The organism is Methanocalculus chunghsingensis (genome assembly GCF_018132105.1).
Classification (GTDB): Archaea; Halobacteriota; Methanomicrobia; order Methanomicrobiales; family Methanocorpusculaceae; genus Methanocalculus; species Methanocalculus chunghsingensis.
On record NZ_JWHL01000005.1, the window covers coordinates 32,656 to 58,271 of the forward strand.

General features: G+C 55.7%; 26 protein-coding genes. 15 read left to right on the forward strand and 11 right to left on the reverse strand.

Annotated features, from left to right (window positions below):
- The first annotated feature begins 37 nt into the window (after positions 1-37).
- The 6 genes from RJ53_RS04950 to cobA are packed head-to-tail and all read left to right on the forward strand — an operon-like array spanning position 38 to position 5,755.
- Complete coding sequence (locus tag RJ53_RS04950; RefSeq protein ID WP_211530511.1) at positions 38-664, forward strand: precorrin-2 dehydrogenase/sirohydrochlorin ferrochelatase family protein; 627 nt, start codon at positions 38-40, stop codon at positions 662-664.
- Positions 657-1,931 carry a glutamyl-tRNA reductase gene (gene hemA, locus RJ53_RS04955; protein ID WP_211530512.1) on the forward strand — a complete coding sequence of 425 codons (1,275 nt, stop codon included), beginning with the start codon at positions 657-659 and terminating at the stop codon, positions 1,929-1,931. The genes RJ53_RS04950 and hemA overlap by 8 nt, the downstream gene beginning before the upstream one ends.
- Positions 1,910-2,884 carry a porphobilinogen synthase gene (hemB, locus tag RJ53_RS04960; protein ID WP_211530513.1) on the forward strand — a complete coding sequence of 325 codons (975 nt, stop codon included), beginning with the start codon at positions 1,910-1,912 and terminating at the stop codon, positions 2,882-2,884. The genes hemA and hemB overlap by 22 nt, the downstream gene beginning before the upstream one ends.
- Positions 2,881-4,125 (forward strand): glutamate-1-semialdehyde 2,1-aminomutase, encoded by a 1,245-nt coding sequence (gene hemL, locus RJ53_RS04965; RefSeq protein ID WP_211530514.1) that lies wholly within the window; start codon positions 2,881-2,883, stop codon positions 4,123-4,125. The genes hemB and hemL overlap by 4 nt, the downstream gene beginning before the upstream one ends.
- Positions 4,113-5,006: a hydroxymethylbilane synthase gene (hemC, locus tag RJ53_RS04970; protein WP_211530515.1), complete on the forward strand. Its 894-nt coding sequence runs from the start codon at positions 4,113-4,115 to the stop codon at positions 5,004-5,006. Before hemL ends, hemC begins: the two co-directional genes overlap by 13 nt.
- The gene (gene cobA, locus RJ53_RS04975; RefSeq protein ID WP_211530516.1) at positions 5,003-5,755 is read left to right on the forward strand and encodes a uroporphyrinogen-III C-methyltransferase; all 753 of its coding nucleotides are present in this window, start codon (positions 5,003-5,005) and stop codon (positions 5,753-5,755) included. Before hemC ends, cobA begins: the two co-directional genes overlap by 4 nt.
- A 3-nt stretch (positions 5,756-5,758) precedes the next feature.
- Here the strand turns inward: cobA and RJ53_RS04980 are convergent, their stop codons facing one another.
- A complete protein-coding gene (locus RJ53_RS04980; protein ID WP_211530517.1) occupies positions 5,759-7,330 on the reverse strand; it encodes a CHASE4 domain-containing protein in 1,572 nt (523 codons plus the stop codon).
- A 76-nt stretch (positions 7,331-7,406) separates the two neighbouring features.
- Here RJ53_RS04980 and ilvD point away from each other — a divergent pair, with 76 nt between their 5' ends.
- Together ilvD and RJ53_RS04990 are read left to right on the forward strand one after the other, a co-directional pair.
- Positions 7,407-9,050 carry a dihydroxy-acid dehydratase gene (ilvD, locus tag RJ53_RS04985; RefSeq protein WP_211530518.1) on the forward strand — a complete coding sequence of 548 codons (1,644 nt, stop codon included), beginning with the start codon at positions 7,407-7,409 and terminating at the stop codon, positions 9,048-9,050.
- A 109-nt stretch (positions 9,051-9,159) separates the two neighbouring features.
- On the forward strand, positions 9,160-9,741 hold the full coding sequence (locus RJ53_RS04990) for a carbonic anhydrase (RefSeq protein WP_211530519.1): 582 nt from the start codon (positions 9,160-9,162) through the stop codon (positions 9,739-9,741).
- A 1-nt stretch (position 9,742) separates the two neighbouring features.
- On the opposite strand, the gene RJ53_RS04995 is transcribed toward RJ53_RS04990, so the two are convergent.
- From RJ53_RS04995 to RJ53_RS05010, 4 genes are all read right to left on the reverse strand, one after another.
- Positions 9,743-10,081 (reverse strand): hypothetical protein, encoded by a 339-nt coding sequence (locus RJ53_RS04995; RefSeq protein WP_211530520.1) that lies wholly within the window; start codon positions 10,079-10,081, stop codon positions 9,743-9,745.
- A 68-nt stretch (positions 10,082-10,149) separates the two neighbouring features.
- Positions 10,150-11,952 (reverse strand): DNA topoisomerase VI subunit B, encoded by a 1,803-nt coding sequence (locus tag RJ53_RS05000; protein ID WP_211530521.1) that lies wholly within the window; start codon positions 11,950-11,952, stop codon positions 10,150-10,152.
- Positions 11,939-13,162 carry a histidine--tRNA ligase gene (hisS, locus tag RJ53_RS05005; protein ID WP_211530522.1) on the reverse strand — a complete coding sequence of 408 codons (1,224 nt, stop codon included), beginning with the start codon at positions 13,160-13,162 and terminating at the stop codon, positions 11,939-11,941. Before hisS ends, RJ53_RS05000 begins: the two co-directional genes overlap by 14 nt.
- A gap of 15 nt (positions 13,163-13,177) precedes the next feature.
- On the reverse strand, positions 13,178-13,483 hold the full coding sequence (locus tag RJ53_RS05010) for an ABC transporter permease (protein WP_211530570.1): 306 nt from the start codon (positions 13,481-13,483) through the stop codon (positions 13,178-13,180).
- A 43-nt stretch (positions 13,484-13,526) separates the two neighbouring features.
- On the opposite strand from RJ53_RS05010, the gene larB reads away from it, so the two are divergent.
- Genes larB through RJ53_RS05025 form a run of 3 tightly spaced genes read left to right on the forward strand, consistent with a single transcriptional unit; the run spans position 13,527 to position 15,247 of the window.
- Positions 13,527-14,294: a nickel pincer cofactor biosynthesis protein LarB gene (larB, locus tag RJ53_RS05015; RefSeq protein ID WP_211530523.1), complete on the forward strand. Its 768-nt coding sequence runs from the start codon at positions 13,527-13,529 to the stop codon at positions 14,292-14,294.
- Positions 14,294-14,800, forward strand: coding sequence for a nicotinamide-nucleotide adenylyltransferase (locus RJ53_RS05020; protein ID WP_211530571.1), 507 nt, complete (start codon positions 14,294-14,296; stop codon positions 14,798-14,800). Before larB ends, RJ53_RS05020 begins: the two co-directional genes overlap by 1 nt.
- Positions 14,801-14,836: 36 nt before the next feature.
- Positions 14,837-15,247: a hypothetical protein gene (locus tag RJ53_RS05025; protein WP_211530524.1), complete on the forward strand. Its 411-nt coding sequence runs from the start codon at positions 14,837-14,839 to the stop codon at positions 15,245-15,247.
- Here the strand turns inward: RJ53_RS05025 and RJ53_RS05030 are convergent.
- The 3 genes from RJ53_RS05030 to RJ53_RS05040 all read right to left on the reverse strand — a co-directional run bounded on the left by RJ53_RS05030 (position 15,238) and on the right by RJ53_RS05040 (position 18,145).
- Complete coding sequence (locus RJ53_RS05030; protein ID WP_211530525.1) at positions 15,238-16,359, reverse strand: ATP-binding protein; 1,122 nt, start codon at positions 16,357-16,359, stop codon at positions 15,238-15,240. The two genes, RJ53_RS05025 and RJ53_RS05030, sit on opposite strands and share 10 nt — an antisense overlap.
- A gap of 251 nt (positions 16,360-16,610) precedes the next feature.
- The gene (locus RJ53_RS05035; protein ID WP_211530526.1) at positions 16,611-16,931 is read right to left on the reverse strand and encodes a hypothetical protein; all 321 of its coding nucleotides are present in this window, start codon (positions 16,929-16,931) and stop codon (positions 16,611-16,613) included.
- A gap of 47 nt (positions 16,932-16,978) precedes the next feature.
- A complete protein-coding gene (locus tag RJ53_RS05040) occupies positions 16,979-18,145 on the reverse strand; it encodes a redox-regulated ATPase YchF (protein ID WP_211530527.1) in 1,167 nt (388 codons plus the stop codon).
- Between the two features lie 37 nt (positions 18,146-18,182).
- Here RJ53_RS05040 and RJ53_RS05045 point away from each other — a divergent pair, with 37 nt between their 5' ends.
- Together RJ53_RS05045 and RJ53_RS05050 are read left to right on the forward strand one after the other, a co-directional pair.
- Entirely contained in the window at positions 18,183-18,773 is a 591-nt protein-coding gene (locus RJ53_RS05045; RefSeq protein WP_211530528.1) for a pyruvate kinase alpha/beta domain-containing protein, read from the forward strand.
- 2 nt (positions 18,774-18,775) lie between these two features.
- Positions 18,776-19,612: a DUF7847 domain-containing protein gene (locus tag RJ53_RS05050; protein WP_211530529.1), complete on the forward strand. Its 837-nt coding sequence runs from the start codon at positions 18,776-18,778 to the stop codon at positions 19,610-19,612.
- Positions 19,613-19,747: 135 nt separating this feature from the next.
- On the opposite strand, the gene RJ53_RS05055 is transcribed toward RJ53_RS05050, so the two are convergent.
- On the reverse strand, positions 19,748-20,947 hold the full coding sequence (locus tag RJ53_RS05055) for a TIGR00297 family protein (protein ID WP_211530530.1): 1,200 nt from the start codon (positions 20,945-20,947) through the stop codon (positions 19,748-19,750).
- Between the two features lie 98 nt (positions 20,948-21,045).
- Between RJ53_RS05055 and RJ53_RS05060 the strand changes: the two genes are divergently transcribed.
- Positions 21,046-23,640 carry a valine--tRNA ligase gene (locus RJ53_RS05060; protein ID WP_211530531.1) on the forward strand — a complete coding sequence of 865 codons (2,595 nt, stop codon included), beginning with the start codon at positions 21,046-21,048 and terminating at the stop codon, positions 23,638-23,640.
- On the opposite strand, the gene tmk is transcribed toward RJ53_RS05060, so the two are convergent.
- Positions 23,597-24,214, reverse strand: coding sequence for a dTMP kinase (tmk, locus tag RJ53_RS05065; RefSeq protein WP_211530572.1), 618 nt, complete (start codon positions 24,212-24,214; stop codon positions 23,597-23,599). The two genes, RJ53_RS05060 and tmk, sit on opposite strands and share 44 nt — an antisense overlap.
- Positions 24,208-24,882 carry a HisA/HisF-related TIM barrel protein gene (locus tag RJ53_RS05070; protein ID WP_343221833.1) on the reverse strand — a complete coding sequence of 225 codons (675 nt, stop codon included), beginning with the start codon at positions 24,880-24,882 and terminating at the stop codon, positions 24,208-24,210. Before RJ53_RS05070 ends, tmk begins: the two co-directional genes overlap by 7 nt.
- Before the next feature lie 40 nt (positions 24,883-24,922).
- Here RJ53_RS05070 and RJ53_RS05075 point away from each other — a divergent pair, with 40 nt between their 5' ends.
- A complete protein-coding gene (locus RJ53_RS05075) occupies positions 24,923-25,615 on the forward strand; it encodes a (5-formylfuran-3-yl)methyl phosphate synthase (protein WP_211530532.1) in 693 nt (230 codons plus the stop codon).
- Position 25,616 lies beyond the last annotated feature (1 nt).

Sequence of the window (25,616 nt, forward strand, 5' to 3'; positions counted from 1 at the left end):
GTCATCTTAATAGTCCAGCATCACAAAACTAAAGGAAATGATCCCCCTGATCATCGATTGCACACATAAGAAGGTCATCATCTTCGGTGGAGGCGTGGTTGCCACACGAAAGGCCCGGTACTTTGCCGGAGAAGCAGACATATCAGTGATCAGCAGGAGCTTCTCAGATCCAATCACCGACCTCCCGATTGAGCAGATACAGGCCGACATCTCTCTGATGCAGGATGACGAGATAAGAGAATACCTCAGGGGTGCGTTTCTTACGATTGCAGCAACCTCCAGCAAAGCAATCAATGACCGGATCGGGCGGATCGCTGCAGAAGAAGGGTGCCTCTTCAACAATGCTGACGGCAGCGCAGGAGACATCTTCATCCCCTCGATCGTCCGTGGAGAGAACCTCATCATCGGATTCTCCACATCAGGGGGGAGCCCGGCAGTGGCACGGATCCTCAGGGAACGTTTTGAAGGAATTGTACCGGAGATCGATGCGATGATTGATCTCCAGCGCATCATGCGTGACGCTTTGAAGAAGACCGATCTCCCGGAAGAGGAGCGGCGGCGCAGGCTCAGGGAGGCGGCGCAGGATCCGGAGATCATCGAGGGGCTTTCCAGAGCCAGAGATGAGACGATCCGATCGGCTCTTCTGAGGTATGCCCATGAGTGACGGCCTCCTCGTCCCGATCGCTATCGCCGGCCTCGATCACCTGACAGCCAGCCAGAAAGAGCTGGAGGAGTTTCGGTTTCCGGATGAGGAGGAGTTCATCAGGCAGGCACGGTCACGATACAAAGGCGTCCTCCTTCTCCAGACCTGCAACCGGGTTGAGGTTCTCGTCCAGGGAGATCCACAGGACCTCGCCCGGTTCATGCAGAGCCTTGGAAGGAACAGGTTCAGTATTCATCATGGCCTTGGAGCACTCCGCCACCTTCTTGGTCTTGCAAGCGGGATCAACTCGATGATCGTCGGTGAGGACCAGATCCTCGGCCAGATGCGAAAAGCACTCCTCACCTCAACAGCAGCCGGCGGGAACAGCCAGGCGATCGATATCTGTATCAACACGGCAATCCATTTCGGCGTCTCGGTCAGGCAGACGACGATGATCAACAGGGGTTCGGTCTCCATCGGATCTGCCGCCGTCAAGCTGGCAGAAGAGCTCCTCGGCACCCTGAAGAACCGCCATATCCTCGTCATCGGGACCGGGGAGATGGGCCGTCTCGTCACAAAAGCACTCAGGGAGAAGGATCTCACCGCCATCTATGTGACAAACCGTACCCATGAACGGGCAGTTGAACTGGCAGAAGAGATCGGGGGAAAAGCCATCACCTTCAAAGAGCTCTTCCCGGTCATCACCCTCTCGGATGTCGTCATCTCCTGTACAGCAGCCCCGCATATCGTTATTAAGCGGGATGAACTCGCAGATGCAATGCTGGGGAGAAAATGGCCGCTGGCTGAGAAACCAAAACCCCTCATCATCATCGATATTGCACAGCCGCGGGATACCGAGGATGCTCTCCGGGAGATCCCGGGAGTCCATCTCTTCACCATTGATGATCTCCGGTCGATATCTGAAGAGAACCTTGAGGCACGACGAAGTGAGGCAGAGACGATCCGCTCCCTCATCGAGTCCGAACTCGACACCTTCATCCGGAGGATCAACCGTGCCGCAGCGAATGATACCATCGCAGCACTGCATACATGGGCTGAGGCGATCCGCATCCGTGAGAGGGATAAAGCGATCAACCGGATCGGATCAGCAGATCCCAAGGTGATTCAGGTCATCGATGACCTGACACGCGTCCTGACAGGGAAGATCCTCGCCGATGCGACGATGTCGGTCAGGACCTGTGCTGAGGAGTGCGATCTTGAGACTGCCGAAGGCATCGTCGATGCGATAACAAAAGGAGAGAGACTATGTTTCCGACGACACGATTGAGAAGACTCAGAAACCGTAAAGTACAACCCCTGGTGAGGGAGACGGACCTTACAAGAAGCGATCTCATCGCCCCGCTCTTCATCGACGAGACGATCCAGCATCCTGCCCCCATCCCCTCGATGCCCGGGCAGTCGAGGCTGCCCCTCAGAGACCTCCCCGAGACGGTCAAACGGCTCTCTGCCGCAGGAATCAGGGCAGTGATCCTCTTTGGCATCCCGAAAGAGAAGGATCCGGGTGCGGCATCGGCATATGCAGACGACGGGATCATGCAGCAGGCGGTCCGGCTGATCCGATCGGATGTGCCGGAGATGCTCGTCATCACTGATGTCTGTGCATGCGAGTACACCGATCATGGCCACTGCGGGATCATCATGGAGTGCGGAGACTGCCCTGAGCTCGACAATGATCTCTCCCTTGACCTGATGGGACGCATTGCGGTCAGCCATGCACGGGCAGGAGCAGAGATGGTGGCACCCTCCTGTATGCTGGATGGACAGGTGATGGCGATCAGGCAGGCTCTTGACAGGGAAGGCTTCTCCTCCATTCCAATCCTCTCGTATTCGACAAAATTCGCAAGTGCGCTCTATGGCCCCTTCAGGGAGGCGGCCGATTCGGGATGCTGTCAGGGCGACCGCTCCACCTACCAGATGGACCCGGCAAACAGAAACGAGGCATATCGGGAGTCGCTCCTTGACGCAGAAGAGGGAGCCGATATCCTGATGGTGAAGCCGGCGGGGCTCTATCTTGATATCATCAGGGAGATCACGACACTCGGCCTCCCCGTCGCCGCCTACCAGGTGAGCGGGGAGTATGCCATGATCAAGGCGGCTGCCGCCAACGGATGGATCGATGAAGAGAAGGTTGTCCTTGAGTCCCTCATCTCAATAAAAAGGGCCGGGGCAACCCTGATCATTACATACTTTGCAGAAGATGTCGCACGGTGGTTACAATGAGAAGTGATGAGTTATTCAGACGAGCAGTATCCCTCCTCCCCGGAGGCGTCAGCAGCCCGGTCAGGGCGATCAAGCCATACCCCTTCTATACAGACGGAGGGAAAGGATCCCGTATCAGGACATGTGATGGGGATGAGCTCATCGACTGCTGCCTCGGGTACGGCCCGCTCATCCTCGGCCATGCGAATAAACAGGTAGCAGACGCCATACGAAGCCAGCTTGAGAAGGGATGGCTCTATGGAACACCGACAGAGCTTGAGATCCTGATGGCTGAGCGGCTCATCCGGGATCACAGGGGAATTGAGATGGTACGATGCGTCTCAAGCGGTGCAGAGGCGACGATGGCCGCCATCAGGCTCGCCCGTGGTTATACAGGGAAGAAGAAGATCCTCAAGATCGAAGGAGGGTTTCATGGAGCCCATGACAGCGTCCTGATCAAGGCGGGATCGGGTGCGACGACGCTCGGCATCCCTGATTCGGCAGGGATTCCACCGGCTATCGCTGAACTGACCCGGCAGGTCCCATACAATGACCCGGAGGCACTGGAAGCGATACTCAGTAGCGACGAGGAGATAGCGGCATTCATCATCGAACCGGTGATGGGCAATGTCGGAACTATCCTGCCAGATAAGGAGTACCTGAAGGAGGTGCGGGCGATAACAGAAGAGCATGACGTCCTTCTCATCTTCGACGAGGTGATCACCGGGTATCGCCTCGGCATTGGTGGTGCACAGGAAAAGTATGGGATCAGACCTGATCTCACCACACTCGGAAAGATCATCGGCGGCGGCCTCCCGATTGGTGCGTTCGGCGGAAGGAGGGAGATCATGGAGATGATCGCCCCGGCAGGACCGGTCTACCAGGCAGGCACCTTTAACGGAAACCCGCTCTCCCTTGCAGCAGGCATCGCAACCATCGACCTGCTGACAGGTGACCCGGCTTTCTACAGCCGGCTCGATGCACAGGCACGGGTTATTGAAGAGAGCATTCCAGGGACCGCAGACGGCTCATTTGTCAGAACCGGATCCATGTTCACCTACTTCTTCAGGGATGCCCCGCCAAGGAACTATATTGAGGCAAAAGAGAGCGATACCACCCGTTTTGGAGCCTTCTGGAAGAAGTCGCTCGCATCAGGCATCTTCTTCCCGCCTGCGCAGTTTGAATCCTGTTTCATATCATCGGCCCATACAGACGAGGATATCAGCAGAATCGCCGGGGTCTTCTCCTCATGCCTCAACTGATCCGAATCGGTACACGGGGAAGCGCCCTTGCAATGCGCCAGACCGAGATCGTCTCACGCCTCCTCGCCAGCAAGGGTCTCAGGACCGAGACGACGATCATCAGGACCGAAGGGGATGCAGAGACGAGTGTCCCGCTTCACCAGGTCGGTGGCCAGGGTATCTTTGTCCGGGCACTCGATGATGCAATCCTCCGGGGCGAGATCGATGTTGCGGTCCACAGCATGAAGGATATCCCCGCACTCCGACCGGAAGGGCTTGCCACCCCGGCCATCCTCGCCCGTGACCCGCCAACAGACTATCTCGCCTTTGATACACCCCTCGATGAGATCTCCATCATCGGGACATCAAGCACGCGGCGGCGTGCCCAGCTCCTGCGGCATGATCCGGAGCTTGAGATCCGGGAGCTGCGCGGGAATATCGACACCCGGATCAGAAAGCTCAGGGACGGGGAGTATGACGCCATCATGCTCGCCGAGGCGGGGTTGGTCAGGATGGGAATGCAGATTAATGGTATCCGTCTTCCGGTGACACAGTTCGTCCCTGCGCCAAACCAGGGAACGATCGCCATCGTCTGCAGGGATGATACCGGTTTGAAGGACGCACTCGCACCCCTTGACCATCAGGAGACACGCATGGATACGATGATCGAGCGGGCGGTTATGGAGGAGGTGGGGGGTGGCTGCTTCACCCCCCAGGGGATCTTCTGCCGGGATCGCTATCTGATCGCAGAGATCCTCTCCCTTGACGGATCAAGATCCGAGCGGATCGAACGGAGAGTAGATGATATTGACGATGCACGCTTCACCGGCCGGGAATTAAGGGATGCCGCTGCCGATCTGATACGTGAAGCAAAGACGACACTGGGACTGGAAAAACCATGAGCGGAATTGTATATCTTGTTGGTTCAGGGCCTGGCGGCCTTGGACTTCTGACATTTCGGGCACGCGAGGTGATCGATGCAGCAGAGGTCGTCCTCTATGATCAGCTGCCGGGCGAAGAGGTCCTCGCCTCATTACCGGCATCCGCAGAAAAGATCAACTGCGGAAAGTTCGGGGGGGCGCACACCCTCACCCAGGACGAGATCGAGAGCCTGATGGTGGACCGGGCGAAGAAGGGATACCGGGTCGTCAGGCTGAAAGGCGGCGACTCATTCGTCTTTGGCCGTGGAGGCGAAGAGATGGAGGTACTCAGGGAGCATAACATCACGGTTGAGGTCGTTCCGGGGATCACAAGTGCCGTCGCCGTCCCCGAATGTGTCGGCATCCCGGTCACCCACAGGACATGGGCAAGCCAGGTCACCTTCCTGACAGGCCATGAAGATCCAACCAAGGAGGAGTCAGCCATCGACTGGCGATGGCTTGCGGGATCACCCGGCACCATCGTCATCCTGATGGGGGTGAAGAATCTCCCCATGATCACCAGGTCGCTCATTGAGCATGGGATGGCAGGGACAAAGCCGGTTGCGATCATCGAACGCGGATTCCGGCCGGATCAGCGGGTCACCACAGGAACACTTGCAGATATAACAAAGAAGGCGGAAGAATCAGGGGTGAAGCCCCCGGCCATCATCGTCATCGGTGAGGTCGTCTCGCTCTATCGGGATGGGAGCGAGGGGGCGTGGAGCAGATAATCGCTATCTGTTATTGCGCTTGAGGAATCTGATGACATTCTCAGATTCCAGCCACCTCTCATCCAGTTGCATGATCTGACCATCAATCTGATCGATCTCCTCATCGATCGCCTGGATATATTCGGGTTTGTCCTTCAGAAGGAGGAGATACCCCCTGATCACCTGGAGGGGATTTCTGATGCTATCCCCGATGATGGCAAACTGTTCAATATTATGACTGATCTGCTCAAGAGAGAGGTTTCGTTCTTCTTCAATCCGGAGCCGCTCAGAGATATTCCGGGCAACCCAGACGGCAGCAGGCTGATGGTTCATGGAAAACGTATGCATACTTACTTCAACCGGGATCGACTCGCCGCTGAGGGGGTGAAAATGCCCTATGGAAAGTCCTGTTTCAGGATTGGCATGCTCCATATCAAAGAACGTCGATAGACGCATCCCAATCAGATCGTGATATCCCACCCCGAGGAGGGAGAGGGCGGCCTCATTTGCATCACAGATTACTCCGGGATTATCATCAGGATCGATTGCCACAAGGAGCATGGGATCCATAGCCGCATTGAAGATCCGTCTGTATCGTTCCTCACTCTCCCGAATCCTCCCCTGATGCTGATCAAGAGATTCCAGCATCCCGTTGATGGAGCCGGCAAGGCCGGAGAGCTCATCATCGCCCTCCAGATATACAGAGTCGCGGGCAACAGAATCCCCCTTGATCTTCTGAACCTGACTGTTGAGAGAGGCGATTCGTGAGATGAAGGAATGATTGAGGAAGAGATATATCAACACCCCTGAAATGAACGCCAGGAAGGCAATCACAATAAATGCGGACTGATAGGCTAATCTTCCTTTCTCATAGATGGAGCGATCATGGGTCACCGAGAGAAGGAAGAGAGGGGACCCATGTATATCACTCAAAAGACGGGACCCTGTGATCATCGTGCCATCTGCGGATCTAAAGACAGCTGCCCCCCGTTCAGGATTGCCATCCAGTGTGATGGTGAGGTCCTCTCCCGTCTCTTTGGAGAGGGCAGCGATCCATTCGTCGTCAACGAGTTGCCCGAAGGAGACCGCACCAGAGGTAGCGTCGATCGGGGCAAGGACAACAAAAACCGGCCCATCTCCGGTCTTCAGAAACCCCGAGGTTTCATGAAAGCCCTCTGCCATGAGATCATGATGGAGAAGGGAGAGTTCAGGGGGAATGGGAAGCGGACGCTCATCACGGGGATCATACCCTTCAGCTGAGAGGATGCTCCCATCCTCCCGGGTGACAATGATGTATTGGATGTCAAGATACTCATAGAGACCTGTATCAGAATAGATCTCCGGATATTCAGTCTGCTCTCCGGCCATTGTTAAAGAGATGCCGTCACATTGCCCAGGATAAAGGGCATATCCCGCCAGGTACTCCTGCCTGAGATCGATAGTCCGGACTACCCGATCAAGCGTCTCTTCGATATGCGTTTCTTCAAGGTTTGCAAATCCGTCAAGAATTGCTCCCTGGGAGACGAGGCCGAGACCAGCAATGAGACAGAGGCTGACAGATGCAATAATTGCAATCGTCTGGGCGCGGACATTCATGAGATTATTATTATGTAATTAGTCGCTTTCCCGCAACGATTTATCATTTTAAAGATCAAGGTACTCCTGATCATCTATGCGTAGTGATGCAATAAAAAAAGGGTACCCGCGTGCCCCAAACCGATCCCTCCTCAGGTCACTTGGGGTCAGTGATCAGGAGATGGATCTCCCCTTCATCGGGATAGCCAATGCATGGAACGATATCGTCCCTGGTCACACCCATCTTCGGAACCTCTCCCAGAAGGTCAGGGAAGGAATAGCCGCAGGCGGGGGCGTTCCCTTTGAGTTTGGCGTCATCGGAATCTGTGATGGGATCGCGATGGGCCATCAGGGAATGCGGTACTCCCTCCCTTCCCGTGAAAATATCGCAGACTCAGTCGAACTGATGGCAGAGGCACACCGGTTCGATGGCATCGTCTGTATCGGGACCTGCGACAAGATCGTTCCCGGCATGCTGATGGCCGCCGCCCGCCTCGACATCCCCGCGATCATGCTCACCGGCGGGCCGATGATGCCCGGATACCTTCAGGGAAAAGACCTCTCCCTCGTCGATGTCTTCGAAGCGGTCGGTAAGGTCGCCGCAGGAACCGTTCCCGAAGAGGCGCTCTGCACCCTCGAGTGTGCCGCAATGCCGGGATGCGGCAGCTGTCAGGGCCTCTATACTGCTAATACGATGGCCTGTATGAGTGAAGCGATGGGGATGTCCATCGTGGGGTCAGCCGCCATGCCTGCTGTTGAAGCAGGGAAGCTCAGGATTGCCAGGGAGACAGGACTGCGCATAATGGATCTCGTCAGATCAGGCATAACCGCGACTGATATCATCACAGAAAAGAGCCTTCGCAACGCCATACGCGTCGATATGGCACTCGGGGGATCGACAAATACCGTTCTCCACCTGATGGCGATTGCCCGGGAGGCGGGAGTACCCCTGAATCTTGAGACCTTCAACAGCATCAGTGACACCACCCCCCATATCTGCCATATGCAGCCCGCGGGGCCGCATGCGATGGTCGCCCTCCACAGGGCTGGCGGAATCCCGGCGGTCTTTCAGAGGCTGATCGACTCGCTTGAGGATGCAGAGACGGTTTCAGGGAAGACCGTGTACCAGATCGCCGAAGAGATACAGCTCCTCGATGAGAGTATCATCCAGCCGATCACTGATCCGGTGCATACGAGTGGCGGCCTTCGAATCCTCTCCGGAAGCCTCGCCCCGAATGGTGCCGTCGTCAAGTACGCAGCAGTTCATGAGTCCATGTGGAAGCACAAAGGACCCGCACGTGTCTTTGATGGCGAAGAACTGGCGATGAAGGCGATCCTTGGACGGGAGATACAGGAGGGCGATATCGTCATCATCAGGTACGAAGGTCCCCGCGGCGGTCCGGGGATGCCGGAGATGCTCGCACCAACATCGGCACTCATGGGACTTGGGTACCAGAAGGTGGTCCTGATCACCGACGGAAGGTTCTCCGGGGGAACACGGGGGCCATGCATCGGCCATGTCGCACCCGAGGCGGAGGTCGGAGGGCCGATCGCTCTTGTCAGGGATGGGGATGAGATCATCGTCGACATCACGACAAAACGCCTTGATATAAACGTTGATGAGGCAGAACTCGACCGGAGACGGAGTATGTGGAGACCGAAAGCGCGCACGCTCAAAGGTGTTCTTGCACGCTATGCACGCACCGTCGGCCAGGCAGATTCGGGTGCCGTCGAATTATAACCCTTTTTTTCCCTCCATACAAGCCGCATCTCCCGTATCGTTAATTCAGAGTGTTTATATTCGTTCATCACCAGAATCACAAAAGGGTTTCAAAAGCCCTGGTGTTTGTATGATTGAAGAATTTATCAAAGGAAACAAGTCTTTTATCGAGAACGATTTTGAGAAGGATCCGGCACGGTATGATGCCCTTGCGAGCTCGCAGAGCCCAAAAGCACTCTGGATCGGATGCGCAGACTCACGGATCGAACCAGAACGGATAACAGATGCAGATGCAGGCGAGCTCTTCGTTCACCGGAATATCGCAAACATCGTCCCGGTCGGGGACTGGAACTTCGCTGCCGTCCTCGAGTATGCAGTCGCCCACCTCAGGGTTCCGGGTATCGTCATCTGTGGCCACTCCGACTGCGGAGGGATCAAGGCACTCGACAAGGAGATGGATGACGCCTATATTCCCCTCTGGATCGACAATGCCCGTGAGGCGAAACGAAGGGTCGATGCACGGATGGCTGCACCCACAACACCGGAAGAGGCAAAGAACCGGCTCACCGAGATGGAGAAGGAGAATATCAGGCTCCAGATCGAGCATCTGAGAACATATCCGATCGTGAAGAAGGCAGAAGCCGACAAAAAAGTGGAGATTTACGGGGTATATTACGATCTCGCAACTGGTCTCCTTGAAGAAGTGCAATAATTCAATTATCCAGTTCTTTTTTTATCTCCTTCCGGATGAGGGCGAGAGATACCCGCCCAATCGGGGTGACACGCCCATTGACGATGACGATGGGGAGTGGTGGCTGATGCTCCTCGATGATATCGCGGATCCGCCGTGGGACACCATCGTCAAGGAGGGTGAGCGTGACGCTGATATTATCGCCAAATTCCGAGCGAAGCTTCTTTTTCAGTGCATCCACAGCCGGCAGGAGACGCTCGGTCGGGAAACATTCGGTCAGCTCACAGGAGCGGTCATCATCGCAGGGGAACGGTCCGCAGGGGAGTTCTGAGAGACCGATGATCTCAATATCAATATCCATAGAAGGTATCTGAATGGAGACGATTTAGCACCATCGTTTGGTGCAGGAGTCTGTCCCGAGATACACCCTCACTCATCAAGATTCAGCAGAACCATCTGCGACTCATCAATCCCCTGCACCGACAGGCTCCCGCCGCCGGAGCCGGGATACTCGGTCAGGAAGGATTCATGCGGCGGCAGGGCGACACGCCAGCACTTCGTCGTCTCCCCGTCGAGGTCAGAGACGAAGTCCGGAGGAATGGTCGCCCCCTCACCGGTATCTGCCGAGATATCATAGAGCGTCAGCTCAACCGGTTTTGCCGTATGATTATCGACCCGAATGGAGACATGGTCCCCACGGAGCCCGCGTTTCACCACCACACGGCGCATGATCCTCCCTTCAATCGCGGAGGTGTCGGGGACCGGCGCTTCCACGATCTCTGCGACCTTTGAGGCGATATCAGGGATGATGGCACAGACCGCACGTGCCCGATCCTCTGCGATCCGGCCCCGGTCCCGCCGTGAGAGAAAGAGTTTCAGATCCCGGCCAAGCTCCTGGAGTGCAAGGACGATCTCCCGTTCGACCTCGGGGATCGAGGCGACGGCATCCTTGCTCTCACTTGTAAATGGAACATTTGTCGAAGCGACATGGACGAGGATCAGAACCGGGCCCATCGGGAGGCCGGCCTGGGATATCCCATACCCCTTCCAGTTGATCGACTGGATCGACTGGGTGATGGCGCATGCCCCCTGCTGATAGAGGAGCGGCACCCGGTTTGCAAACCTGAGTATCTTTGCGGATCCTTCTGCCTCAAGCCTTCCTCCATATCCTATCGCCGCCTCCACCACGAACGAATGTCCTGAGAAGACCCCGGGCGCCCTGCTCCGTGCCTTCACAAAATCGAGGGCAAACTCCTTCTCAAGCCCCTCAACAAGAAGCTCCTCCCCGATTGGGGAGAGGCAGGTCTGCGCCGGGGGTGCCGGGATCCGGACCGTCTGCATCGTTGCAAGGAGTGTCTTCAGATCAGGCGGGGAAAGTGACGATGCCGTGACGCCCCCATCTATCAAAGCGAGGGCAAGGATCTCCGAAGCGGTCTTCTTTCCGACACGCGAGAACTCCTCCTGGAGGAATACCTCTACCGGAAGGTCGCTTGCCGCCGCCATCCGTTTCAGTATTCCAAGTTCAATCCCATGCGGATGTGGCTTGATCGACCTGGGGCAGGGGGGAACCTCACCGGATACCCGTTCAAAGGTCGTCCCCTCGCCATCGATCTCGATCCGGAACCGGGCATGAGGATTGACGATGGAGGTGTACTTCAGGTACTCAAGGAGACGTTTCTTTGCAGCCATCGAGCTGGCAAACTCAAGCTCGATCCGGGTGCCATGCGGGAGCGCCCAGTCTATCTCCTCGTGGGAGAGGACTTCCGGCTCATTCGTCTGCGTCCTGATCATCAGGGTGAACCGGTGCGCCTTCGTCTTCGCCCCGGTCCGTGAGATGACCACCGCAGGTGTCCCGCTTGTCAGCTGGGCATAGAGGACGGCGGCCGAGATTCCGATCCCCTGCTGACCCCTGCTCTGCCTGACCTGGTGAAACCGGGAGCCGTAGAGCAGTTTTCCGAAGACGAACGGCACCTGCTCCGGCATGATGCCGGGGCCGTTATCCTCAACAGCAATTGAGTAGGTATCTGATCCCGTCTTCCTGATGATCACAAGAATGTCAGGGAGGACCATCGACTCTTCACAGGCGTCGAGGGCATTATCGATCGCCTCCTTTATCGTGGTGATGATACCGCGTGTCGGGGAGTCGAAGCCGAGGAGATGTTTATTCTTCTCAAAGAACTCCGCTACACTGATACTCTTCTGTTGCTTCGCCAGTTCCTCAGCAAGAACCACCACTCACCACCCGGAGTACCGCCTCTTCCACTGAAACCGTCTCCTGATCTCCGCTCCCGAGGTCGCGGAGTGTCACCATCCCGCTCTCAGCCTCGCGTCCACCGATGACAACTGCATAATCTGCATGCTTTGCCGCATACGAGAGCTGGGCTGAGAGACTTTTCCCTGTCAGATCAGCGAGCGTCCGTACCCCGGCTCTTCGGAATGCTGCAGCCGCACCGATGCCTGCCAGTCTCCCCTCAGGTGTCACCACCAGGGCGACCGTCAGGGGGCGCGGGACACCCTGGTCACCCCGGGAGACCATCACACGATCAAAGCCGATGGCAAACCCACAGGATGGTGTATCTTCGCCGCCGAAGAGATGGGCGAGCCGGTAGGCACCTCCCCCCATAATCTGGTTCTCGGCTCCGAGATTCTCGGCAAATGCCTCAAAGACACAGCCGGTATAGTAATCAAGGCCACGGGCAATCCCGAAATACTGGGTATATGGCACCTCATGTGCATCAAGGAGGGCAAATGTCTCCCGAATCCGCGCCTCTTCAGGGATTGATCCGGTGATCGCAAATGCATCATCAAGGTTTCGTGACTCGATGAGTGCGGTGAGGCGCTCCGCGAGATCACCCTCAGGGAGCACCGTCTGAAGAGCCCCATAATCCCGCTTATCGAGGCATGCCATCACCTTCTTCTGGGTATCCGGCTCAAGATCGGCGATGAGGCTCTTCATCATCGAGAGATGACCGACACGGAGCTCAAAGGTTACTCCGGCGGAGGTGAGAAGATCAGAGCCGACCGCGATCACCTCGGCATCTGCCTGTGCGGTATCCGCACCGATCAGCTCGATCCCAAACTGCCAGAACTGCCGGTACCGCCCCTTCTGTGGCCGCTCATACCGGAAACAGTCCCCGAAATAGTACCACCGGACCGGCCTGTTCAGCACCTTCGCCTCATTGACGTACATCCGGAGGACCGGGGCCGTCAGTTCAGGACGGAGCGAGAGATCACGGCCTCCTTTATCCTGGAAGGCATACATCTCCCCGATAATGCCTTCACCGGAACGTATGGTGAAGAGTTCGAGATGCTCAAATTCGGGTGTTGCAACCTCCCGGTATCCCCACTGCGATACCGCCCTGCGTAACGTCTCTTCAACGCCTCTCCGCTCTTCCAGTTCATCCGGGAAGAAATCCCGGGTTCCTCTCGGTCTCTGAATCATCACATACCACGTCGCTTATCTCTTCTGTATCCGGACTGCCCCGAGGAACCGCTCAAGGGATCCCTCGCCTGTCCAGATTCGCTCACGCTCATCCCGCCCCTGCATATACAAGGCACCGAGGACGAGAGCGATCCCGATGAAGGGCTGATTGAAATCCGCTGCTGCAACACCTGCAAGCCCCGTCGCCGACCAGAAGATTCCCCGGAGGGCTGCCCTCCGATACCCGGCCCTGCCCGTCCGCCCGTAGATCCGGAGGTCACGGAGCCAGAGGAAGATGACGACGGCTGCGCCAAAACAGGTGACGTAGAAGAGGATATCCATGCAATGCACTTAATATGAGCCTCATCCCTTGATAATAATAATCATGGCAAACCATCCATTCCTGATGGATCTCCTGGAGGAGGTGAGATCGGGGAGACGAACCCCGCAGGAGGCTGCGGAGGAGATCTCCGGACTCCGCGTTGAGGAGGTGGGATCCCTCGCCAGGATCGATCTTGGACGGACCCTCCGTTGCGGGATCCCCGAGGTCGTCCTGGCAGAGGGAAAAGATACCCCGCACCTTGTTGCAATCATGAAGCGCTATCTTGAAACGACCGGCCGATGCATTGCAAGCCGGGCGACAGAAGAGCAGGCAGATGCGGTGAGGAGCGGAGTCCCGGACGCATCCTGTGAGTACTTCCCGGATGCACGGATCATCATCCTCTCAGACGGCAGCCCGGTGCCAAAGACAGGTGGAACGGTTGCGATCATCACCGCCGGGACCTCGGATATCCGTGTTGCTGAGGAGGCGCGGATCATTGCCGAGGAGATGGGATGTACCACCCTCACCGCATATGATGTTGGTGCGGCAGGTATCCACCGCCTCTTCCCTGCCCTTCAGAAACTGAAGGATGCCAATGCCTATGTCGTCTGTGCAGGGCGTGAAGGGACACTCCCTGCCGTCGTTGCAGGGCTTGTCGGCCGGCCGGTCATCGGGGTGCCGGTCTCAGTCGGGTACGGATACATGGGGAAAGGAGAAGCGGCGCTTGCAAGCATGTTGCAGTCCTGTGCAGTCCTTGCAGTCGTCAATATCGATGCAGGGTTCACAGCAGGGGCCTTCGCTGCACAGATCGCGCATGGAGCAGACCAATGATCCGGCGTGGATTCTATATCGGCCGGTTTCAGCCGTACCATAACGGCCACCAGGCGGTACTTGAAGGGATCGCAGATGAGGTTGATGAGATCATCATCGGTGTCGGGAGCGCCCAGCTCTCCCATGACACCCAGAATCCGTTCACCGCCGGAGAACGGGTGCTGATGATCACCCGCGCACTTGAGACGATAGACTGCCCTTTCTATGTCATTCCCATCGAGGATATCAGAAGAAATGCCCTCTGGGTCTCGCATGTCACCTCAATGTCACCCCCGTTTGAGATCTGCTATACCTCAAACCCGCTCGTCATCCAGCTCTTCAGGGAGGCAAATATCAGAGTGAAATCGCCCCCGATGTACCAGCGTGAATCCCTCTCCGGGACCGCGATCCGGCAGAGGATACTTGATGGCGAGCCATGGGAGGACTATGTTCCTGCACCGGTTGTTGATGTCATCTCTGAGATCGAGGGCGTACAGCGGCTCAGAACCATCGCAGAGACCGATTGAACATTTATAGACCTGACGACAAGGTACAGGGTAGCAATGGCACAGAAGAAACCAACTCCACCGTTTGCAGCAGCCATCTCACGGTACTGGTACCTGACACCAGGCGTTGCAATGCTTGGTATCGCCCTCGTCTATCTCGGAGTCACCCTTCCGCTCCCACTATATACCTCGCCGGGAATATGGGGCTGCTTTATCGCATCCCTCCTCCTCTGCGGGATGGCGTTTGCAGATCCACGGCGTGATCTCGTCTCGATGTTCACCCCGCTCTATGCAGTCATCTTCTTCTTCCTTCCCGGTGACATCCCTCTCGGCCTCCCGCTCTTCATCTTCTTCACCATCACCATCGTCATCCTGACGATACGGCTGCAATATCGGATCCATAACTGGGAGGGGAACAGGAAGGTAACCCGTTCAGAGGATGCTCAGCCTGAAAAAGATCAATACTGAAACTTTCGTGCCGGAATGAGCGATATAATCCTTCCGGCTATCCGAATCTCTTCCTCCTGATCAGCAGTCAGAATATATCCCCTCTCAAGTCCGAAGTGATCCATCGCCTCCAGCAGCCCGCCCACCTCTCTCTCTTTATTCCGGCTGGTGACCTCATAGCAGACCTGGATTGCCTGTATGATGGCCGCCTTCTCTTTGACAACGAAGTCACACTCTCCCTTCTCCCGGAAATAGAAGATCTCCCGGTAGCGTCTCCGCAGCTCCAGGAATACATGGTTCTCAAGGAGTCTGCCTTGATCATCTGAAAATCCTAAGGAATTTGCCCGGATCAGCCCATTATCAATGGCATACACTTTTTTGGGGTTAACCTGCCTGACTCTTTGGGAAAACGAAAACCGTGGCAGGATAAAGAGGATATACGCATCTTCAAGAAGATCCATATAGGATGAGAGGGTAGTAACCGAACCGATCTCCGGAAACGTCTTCTGAAGCCGGGAGAGGGTAACCTCTCTTGATATATTTCCAAGCAGGTAGACTGCAAGGTCAGTTATAGTGCCAGGATTTTTAATGAGGTGACGAAATACGATATCCCTGGCAATAATATCCATGAGCAGATTCCGAAGAACCTCATCAAGACCTGTTCTGAGGTACTCCGGAAAGCCACCAGCGAAGAGAAACTCCTGAAATGAATCGAATGAATCCTCCCGATCCTGATACATCAGATATTCCTGATAGGAGAATGGAAATAGTTCAATGCGCAGGTTTCTTCCGGTCAGTTTTGTTCCGAGCTCCCGGCTCAGAAGAGATGCATTTGATCCGGTGATTATCACCTTCTTATTCTGATCCAGAAGGTATCTCACATATGATTCCCAGCCTGGAAGGTTCTGGATCTCGTCAAAGTAATAGAGATCCCGGTCTCCAAACTCCTCAACGAAGACCTCCTGAAGCATCTCAATATCCTTAAGATCAAAGCTACCCAGACGGGGATCCTCAAAATTCATAAAGTAACATTCCTCCTCCCTCTTCATCGACTGAAGAAGGAGCGTGCTTTTCCCACATCTCCGGATACCGGATATGATGACGGCAAAATTCAACAGAGGCTTCACCTTCACGAGATCCCCCCGTATTATTCCGGATTCGCGATTTTGAAGCATATTCCTTTGAGATATGAGAATCCGCGAGAGTTCACTCTTCAGGAGCATACCAGTACAGGAAGAGGAGATCTCATAAAACTATCCATCTCAAATGGACACCATTGATCATTTGGAATGGAAACTTTTGATCAATACAAATGGATACCATGTGCACTGAAACTTCCGACATCGCTGTACAAAGGCAAAAAAGAAAATGGTCCGATCAAGGACTAGAATGAGTCGAGGGATACGGTGCCGAAGTCATCGGCGATCTGCCTGACATTGGTGACGCCAAACGCGGTCTGGACGATCTCCAGATCAAGGGCGACCGCGGCATCGACCATATAATCGAGGATGTCGACACTGAGCTCCTTCTTCTCGCGTGACTTGCGCATCTGGTCAAGGAGAAAGGTGACTTTCGAAGGATCCTCGCTTCTGAGCTTTGCGAGGGTGATAACACACATCGAGATGCGGGTGAGGTTTCTATCCGATCCGGTGATGGTATCGAAGAAGTTCTTCAGCACCTGTGCCTGATAGACCTCGCCTGCCATACGTATACTCTTCTCTTGATTGATATTACTTTAATCTGTCGCTCATTTCACTTTGCTGTGCTGACGATCCGGATGATGTCCCCACTCTTGAGCTCTGTCGAGTCTTTCACCCGCATCTTCGTCCGCGCGTCAACCGCATAGAGGAATCCCTTCCCGATATCCGTATGCACACGGTATGCGAGATCGCGTGGGGTCGAACCCCGCTTCATCAAAAAAGCATCCGGGAGGATCCGGTTCTTCCCATCGGTGAAATGGGTCTCATCCTCGACAGGATAGACGACGATCATATCAAGAAGCGAAAAAACAGCCCTGTTCACCGCTTCCTGAACACCGGTTCCCTTGAATCTCTGCATCACCGCTCTGATCATGGAGAGACCCTTCTCCTGCTGCGGAGTGAGCGTAACTCCCGGCTTGACCGTAAAGTCAGGATCACCAGGAAGATACGAGATAACCCCGGCAGAGGCGGCACCTCTGAGAGCAAGTTCGGCCGCTGCCGTCGTCCTGACAACCTCCGGAGGGAATGAAGCAAGGAGTTCTTCAAATGCGAGATCTGCCTTGTTTGCAACCGTCACCATCGGTTTGTTGATGGCAATCAGGGCATCCGCAAAGCGGCAGAGGGCATCGCCATCGGCGGTGAAGAGATCCACATCAGTCTCTGCGAGTGCGGATCTGATATCCTCAGCCGTCATCGAGAGTCCGGCAAGCCCTTCTGCAAGCAGGTCGACAAGAGCCGCCTCCTTCCCCTGTGCAGCACGGGCAAGGCGGGGAAGATGCTTCTCAATAATGCCTGCAACCCACATCGCCATCTCGAACCTGAGGAATCTGATATCCTCCTTCGGATCGTGACTCCCCGGATCAACCGGATTCCCCTCGGCATCAGTACCCCCGCTTGCATCCACGACCTGAATAATCGCATCGGCAGACCGGAGATTGTCAAGAAACTGATTCCCAAGCCCCTTTCCTTTGTGGGCATCCGGGACGAGACCCGCGACATCGATAAGACCGACATTGATGAACCGGAATCCATCATGGCAGTTCCCACAATCAAGGCCAAGCTCACGGCATGGACAGGGAGACCGGACATACGCGACGCCATTGTTTGCATCGATCGTTGTGAACGGATAATTTGCGATCTCGACATCCGCGAGGGTCGCCGCCTTGAAGAAGGTGGACTTGCCACAGTTCGGTTTGCCAGCAAGAGCAAGCGTGATCATAGTAATTCACATGTACGACCGATGCATATTAAGTTACATGGGCTACATCACACGAGAAACGGCATACTTTGACAAGCCAGGAAAAGAGAATACCGCAGATGTGGTTCATCTCGCGGTCGAACGGGCGCGCCTGCTGAACTGTACGCAGATCGTGGTCGCCAGCACCAGCGGGAAGACCGCACTCGCGTTCCTTGATGCAATCCGGGGAACCGGGATTCGCCTTGTTGTCGTCTCGCATGTCGTCGGCTTCTCAAAGCCCGGCATCTGGGAATTCTCCGAAGATACCGCGGCAACGCTCAGAGCAGAAGGCCATATCATCGTCACCGGAACACATACCCTCTCCGGGCTTGAACGCGCCCTCTCACGTGCAGAGCGTGTCGGCGGAGGCTCACGATCTGAGGCGATAGCCGAGGCGCTCCGACGCGTTGTTGCAGTCGGGCTGAAGGTTGCGGTTGAGTCGGTTCTGATCGCCGCAGACCAGGGGGCCATCCCGATCGAAGACGAGGTGATTGCTGTTGGGGGAACGGCAACCGGCGCAGACTGTGCCGCTGTCATCCGGCCAGCACATACAGCCACCTTCTTCGATCTCCAGGTCAGGGAGATCATCGCGATGCCAAGGAACCGATGACCATGATCCGTGAGGCACTCGCAGATACCATCGGACTCCTGAAGCGCCGGCCGCTTCTCTGGCTCTCCGGCCTTATCATCGCAGCAGTCACAGCAGGTGATATCCTGATAACCGGATCAGATTCCCTCGCCGGAACAGGGAGCTTTCAGATCCTCGCTCTCCTCGTCTATCCGTTCATCATCGCTGCAGGTTATGGGATCATCAGGGAGGATTCAAACGATCCGTCCGTCTATCTCCGGTACGGGCTCTCATACTACTTCCGGGTGCTCCTTCCGCTCCTCGTCATCATCTTTGCAAGTATCATCACCATCATGCTGGTGATTGGGACAACGATGCTGATCGGGATTCCGGCAACGGCAGATTTCACCATGATGATCGCGATGTGGGTCATGATCCCGATCTTCCTCTTCACGTACTTCTACGACACCTTCGTCGTCTTCCGGGATGAGAAGATCTTCGACTCGCTCCGTGCCAGCATCACGCTGGTGATGGTCCATGGATGGAAGGTGCTCCTCTTCATCGCCGCAAACATCATCATCCTGCTTGGCATCCTCTTCGGCCTCGCCTTCCTCTGGATGGGCCTCCTCTGGGAGAAGATGACAGAGGTTGCAGAGATGGATCCGGATCTCATCAGCGAAATGACCGGCGATGAAGTGATGGCACTCCTCGGACCAGACGCCCTCATGGCAACCGCAGTCGTCCTCTTCATCTGGGCGCTCATCGCCACCCCCTTCACCCTCGCCTTCAAGGCGGCCTTCTTCAGGAGACTGGAGAAGATCCCGGTCGTTCAACAGGAGATCGGTGAGTATGATGAGAAGGGACGGTGGTATAAGTACTGAGAGAGGGAATCCCCCCCTCATACGATACATCCAGAAGGAAATTTTCTATCAAACTCTTTTTTCGCAGTCGAACAAGGAGATTAAGAGGATGGATCGGATGCGATCCTGAATGAGAAACAGATACGCCACTCCTGATCAGATCAGCCAAAGCACCAGTACTGCTGCTGCAACCCCGCCTCCAAAGGTGGCGATGAGGTTCGTCCCCGAATTACCGATGATCCCACGGTTCTCAATAGTAGCACCGACGATGCTGTCGATATTTGTCCCGATGAGCCCGGCAAGGGTGCAGATGAGGAAGACCGGAAGGGGGATCATCCCAAGGATCACCGCAAGGCCGGAGATGATCAGGGACCCAACAAGCGCCGCCATCTCGCCACGGATGGTCACTCCCCCGTTCGTCCCTTCAGGAACAGGCTGAAACGTCGTGATCATGTATGGGCGACCTCCGGTGACCCCGATCTCCGAGGCAACGGTATCGGCGGTCGCTGTTGCAATGCTCCCGACGAAGACAGCGACCCAGATCGGATCCCCGGTGATCCCAAAGACGATCGCCGCACCGGTCGCGACAAGACCGTTTGAGAATGCGTTTTTATATCCCCGGGCGCCTCCCCGTTCCTGCTCAACCCCCATCGACTGCTTCTTCCGGTACTGGTATCTGGTGCTGGCTGAGCCGATGATGAAGAAGGCGAGCATCACGAGGAACCAGCGGGCATCGGCAAAGACGATCAGAAGAATGCCGATGAGCGCACCCGAGAAGAGACCTGAAAGGTCAGCTGCACCAACCCGGAACGAAGAGTACCCGAAGAGGAGCGCGATCGTCACCGCCAGGATCAGGAGCAGGATATCAACCTGGAAATCCAGCTCGAGGAAGAGGAACATCGTCATCGCCACTCCGAGCATAATGATCATATACGCATCCTCGCGGGCTGCAAGGATGGATCTGAGGAGAAGAGCAACGAGCACCCCTATGATCAGGACGAGCGGCTGGATATTCCCAAGATATGCCATCACGATGAGGGCTCCAAGGGTTGCGCCCGCAGTATAGTGGATATAGGCCAGCTTCTCCTCACCACCTGCCCGGAACGCTAATTCCCCGAGCGTGACGATGGCCACCGTCCCTCCGAATGCAACCAGCGGCAGAAGCCCGACCCCATAAAGGATCGCCGTCACCCCGAGTGCAAAAGAGATGTACTGAGTGCCGCGGATCAGGTACAGAACAGCGGAGAAGGCGATGACAAAGATTGAAAAGAGCCACGCTGGCTGGATAAAAGGTGCAAGCAGGATACCTAGGATGGCAATTCCTGAGGCCAGCAGGAGTCGTGGCTGAATCTTCATAGATACAAAGGGATTGGTCAAATAGAAAGAAGAATCTTCGTATAGGCTCTTCTGGTTGTGCGAACAGTATATCAGATGACGATGACAATCTGATATAAATGTCGTCACCAGAGGATCTCGATAAAACCTATGATTATGCCGGGGTTGAGCAGAAATGGCTCGAACAGTGGCGTGACGAAGACTTCTACTTTGACCGGACCTCCACAAAGCCGAGGTACATCATCGACACACCACCACCATATCCGACCGGCAGGCTGCATATCGGCCATGCATTGAACTGGGTCTACATGGATATCATCGCGCGGTATAAGCGGATGCGCGGATATAATGTCATGTTTCCACAGGGCTGGGACTGTCATGGTCTCCCGACCGAGGTGAAGGTCGAGGAGATTCATGGAATCACAAAGAATGATCTCCCACGAAATGAGTTCCGTGCAATGTGCCAGGAACTGACCCGTGAGAATATTGAGATGATGCGCCGTTCCATCCGGATGATGGGCTTCTCTGTGGACTGGAGCAATGAGTACATCACGATGGAGCCGGAGTACTACAGCCTTACACAGGCATCATTCCTCAGGATGCTCAAATCAGGCTACATCTATCAGTCCGATCATCCCGTCAATTACTGTACCAGATGCGAAACCGCCATCGCATTTGCGGAGGTTGCATATACGGAGAATACCACCCTCCTCAATTACTTCATCTTTGACGGCGTGGAGATCGCAACAACACGGCCGGAGCTTCTCGGAGCATGTGTCGCCGTCGCCGTTCACCCCGATGATGAACGGTACACCAGCCTCAGAGACGGAACCCTCACCGTCCCTCTCTTCTCGTACCAGGTTCCGGTTATTCTGGATGAGACGGTCGATCCTTCCTTCGGATCTGGCGCTGTGATGATCTGTACGTTTGGCGACAAGCAGGATGTCGTCTGGTGGAAGACCCACAATCTCGACCTCCGAAAAGCGATTGATCATACCGGCAGGATGACCGCCATCTGCGCACCCTATACCGGGATGAAGACGAAGGAGTGCCGGGAGGCTATTCTCGCAGAAATGAGGAAGGAGGGTATCCTGATCCGGCAGGAGGAGCTGCCACAGCGTGTCGGCACCTGCTGGCGATGTCAGACGCCGATTGAGATCCTCTCTGAACGGCAATGGTTTGTGAAGGTCAGGCCCGATGAGATCACCGATGCCGCAAAGGAGATCACCTGGTTCCCGGAGCATATGCTCACCCGGCTTCTGAACTGGACATCCCAGATGGAATGGGACTGGTGCATCTCCAGGCAGCGGCTCTTTGCCACCCCGATCCCGGTCTGGTTCTGTACAGCCTGTGGCGAACTACTTACCCCTGATGAAGCTGATCTCCCTATTGATCCGACGGTCGAATCCCCAAAGATCCCCTGTCCGGCATGCGGATCAGCAGAGTGGCAGGGAGAGACCGATGTCCTCGACACCTGGATGGACTCCTCCATATCCCCGCTCGTCGTCTCGGGGTGGGACGGAAAGACCACCCCTGCCCTCTATCCGACACAGCTCCGTCCCCAGGGCCATGATATCATCAGGACATGGGCATTTTACACCATCCTCAGGTCACTTGCCCTTACCGGTGAGAAGCCCTGGGATGGCATCCTCGTCAACGGGATGGTCCTTGGTGAAGACGGGTTTAAGATGTCAAAGTCCAGAAACAATGTCATCTCTCCCGATGAACTGATCGAGAGGCACGGCGTCGACGCACTCCGGCAATGGGCTGCTGCAGGCGGCGCAACCGGATCCGATATCACCTTCTCATGGAACGATGTCGTCGCGGCATCACGATTCCAGACGAAGATGTGGAACATCGTCCGGTTCTCCCTCCTTCAGATACGGCGGGATGAAAGCACAGCAGATCCAACAACAGAACTCGCAGACCGCTGGCTTCTTGCCCACCTACGGAGGACCGTCGACGAGGTGACAACGGCACTTGACAATAACCAGTTCGACCGGGGGTTAAAGGCACTCCGGGACTTTGCCTGGTCAACGCTTGCAGACAACTATCTTGAGCTCGTCAAAGGGAGACTCTATGGCAACACCCCGTCCCGTTCCGGGGCGGTATCCACCCTCAGAACGACCCTTGACACCCTCTGCCGCTGTCTGGCACCCTACACACCATTCTTTGCGGCTGAGTGCTACCATCATCTCACCGGAGAGAGGGTCATCGACCAGGAGTGGCCTGCACTCCCGGAATATGATGAAAAGGACCTGAAAGACGGGGATCTCGTTGTCACCATCGTCTCTCTCCTCAGGAAGTACAAACATGATGAAGGACTTGCCTTAAACGCCCCTCTCGGGCATGTCACCATCTATACTCCGGGAATTTCATTCGATGATGGCGGGGATGCAGGACGGACGGTAAACGCTATGATCGACTGGAGATCCACTGCACCGAATCTCGATCGAATCGTCTCGGGTATAACCTTCAACATGGGGATCATAGGGCCCGCCTTCAGAAAACAGGCCGGCGCCGTCATGCAGGCGATCCGTGATCTCCCGATGGAAACCCTGAAAGAGGGGATCTCTTCGGTGATGATCGGAGAGGATGAGATCGCAATCCCTGACGGTGCCTATACCCTTGTTCACTCCTATGCGATCGAGGGAGAAGAGGTCGATATCCTCACGATCGGGGATATCTTCCTCGCAATTCACAAACGCGCCTGATCTCCTCTGCAACAAAGGAGGCGATCACCCCCCTCTCTTCTTCGGCATCAACCAGGATGAATCGTGAAGGCTCTGCCCCTGCACGTGCCAGATACTCCGCCTGAACTTCGGTGAGAACCTCCTCCCTCTCAAAATGCTCACGGGTATTTTCTCCATCCAGCCGCTCAAGCGCACGATGAACCGGGAGAACGAGAAGGAACGTGAGATCCGGCCGTATCGACCATCCTTCATGAAGAGCGGCCAGCCAGCGCCGGGGATCCTGGAGATGCCCGCGCAGGGTTACCTGCTGATACGCAAACCGGGAATCGGTATAACGATCCGATATCACCAGTCGCCCGGCATCAAGAGCAGGCCGGATGACAGCTGCACAATGCATCGCATGATCCGCGACAAAGAGGAGCGCCTCTGCTACCGGATCAACCTCCTCGGCGATTGCCTGACGGACGACCTGCCCAATCCATGTTGCACCAGGCTCCCGGGTAAAGATGGGATCGCAATCGGCAAGCTCCTTCTTCAGCGAGGCAAGAAGGGTGCTCTTCCCTGCCCCGTCGATACCCTCGATCGTTATCAGCAGAAGACACCCCTCCTGATGAGATCGAGTGGTATGGCTCCGGTATGAAGCGCAGTTGCGATGATGGCACCGTCAAACCCTGCATCATGGAGGATACCAAGGTCCTCTTCACCCCGGACACCCCCGCCATAGAGGAGAGGGAGATCGGTTGCTGATCGGATCCGCCCGGCCTCGCCGGGATCGATCCCTGAGGAAGACCCGACAGCAGTGATATGAAGATAGATACAACCATCAATATTCATCGCATCTGCGCGGGAGAGGAGAGCGACCGGATCCTCACCAGTCGGGACGACGCGCCCCTCCTTCACATCCACACTGAGATATCCGCCACAAAAACCAGAGAGATCCGGCCCTGCGGTCTCGGTGCCGATGACATTCTCGATAAAGGGTGCTCTGAGTATATCTCCGGGACCCAGGCATCCCCGGTCCAGATAGCAGCGATCGACAAGGCCGGCAAATCCGAGAACCATCTCATCATGGGATCCGGTTCCGGCGATCCGGTCGAGATCAGCAACATAGAGATACCGCGGACGGATTGCTTTGAGATATCCTACCGGCTCCGCCGTCGGGGAGAGTCCCCAGGTAAGGGGTGTATATGAGGACCGATTCCCGGAACACCCATGCACTACCTGACCTCCTGAGAGATCCATTGCACAAACAAGCTGCATCATTGAACGTAATCACTATTATCCTCCGGGATCATTAAGTTCTATGCAATTGCTTGTCAGCCCGAGTTCTTTGGAAGAAGCGAAACACTCTCTTTCAGCTGACATTATCGATGTGAAGCGTCCTGCAGAGGGATCCCTTGGTGCAAACTTCCCATGGGTAATCCGGTCCATTAAAACACTGGCCGGGAATAAGCCTGTATCTGCTGCCATCGGTGATTTCTCTCCGAAACCAGGAACAGCCGCCCTTGCAGCGTATGGTGCTGCCTGTGCAGGTGCCGATTATGTCAAGATTGGACTCTTGTTTTCAGATCCAAATGATGCGCGTTCCGTGATCAAGGCCGTCGTCCAGGCAGTCAAGCCAGAGTTTCCTGAGAAGACGGTCGTCATCGCCGCATACTCGGATTATGAACGTCTCAATACGATATCACCGTTTGATATGGCGCAGATAGCCGGCGAAGAGGGGGCAGATGTATCCATGGTCGACACAGGTGTTAAGGATGGCAGGAGCACCTTTGAGTTTATGGATGAGAGCCAGCTGACCGATTTCACACGGGAGAACCGCCGCCTCAATATGAAGACGGCACTTGCCGGATCACTCAAATTCGATGATCTCCCCCTCCTCAGAAGGATTAACCCTGAGATCATCGGTGTCCGGGGTATGGTCTGCGGCGGGGATCGCTCAGGCGTCATCAACCCGGCACTGGTCGGGAAGGCAATTGATCTCATCCGGGGGTAAT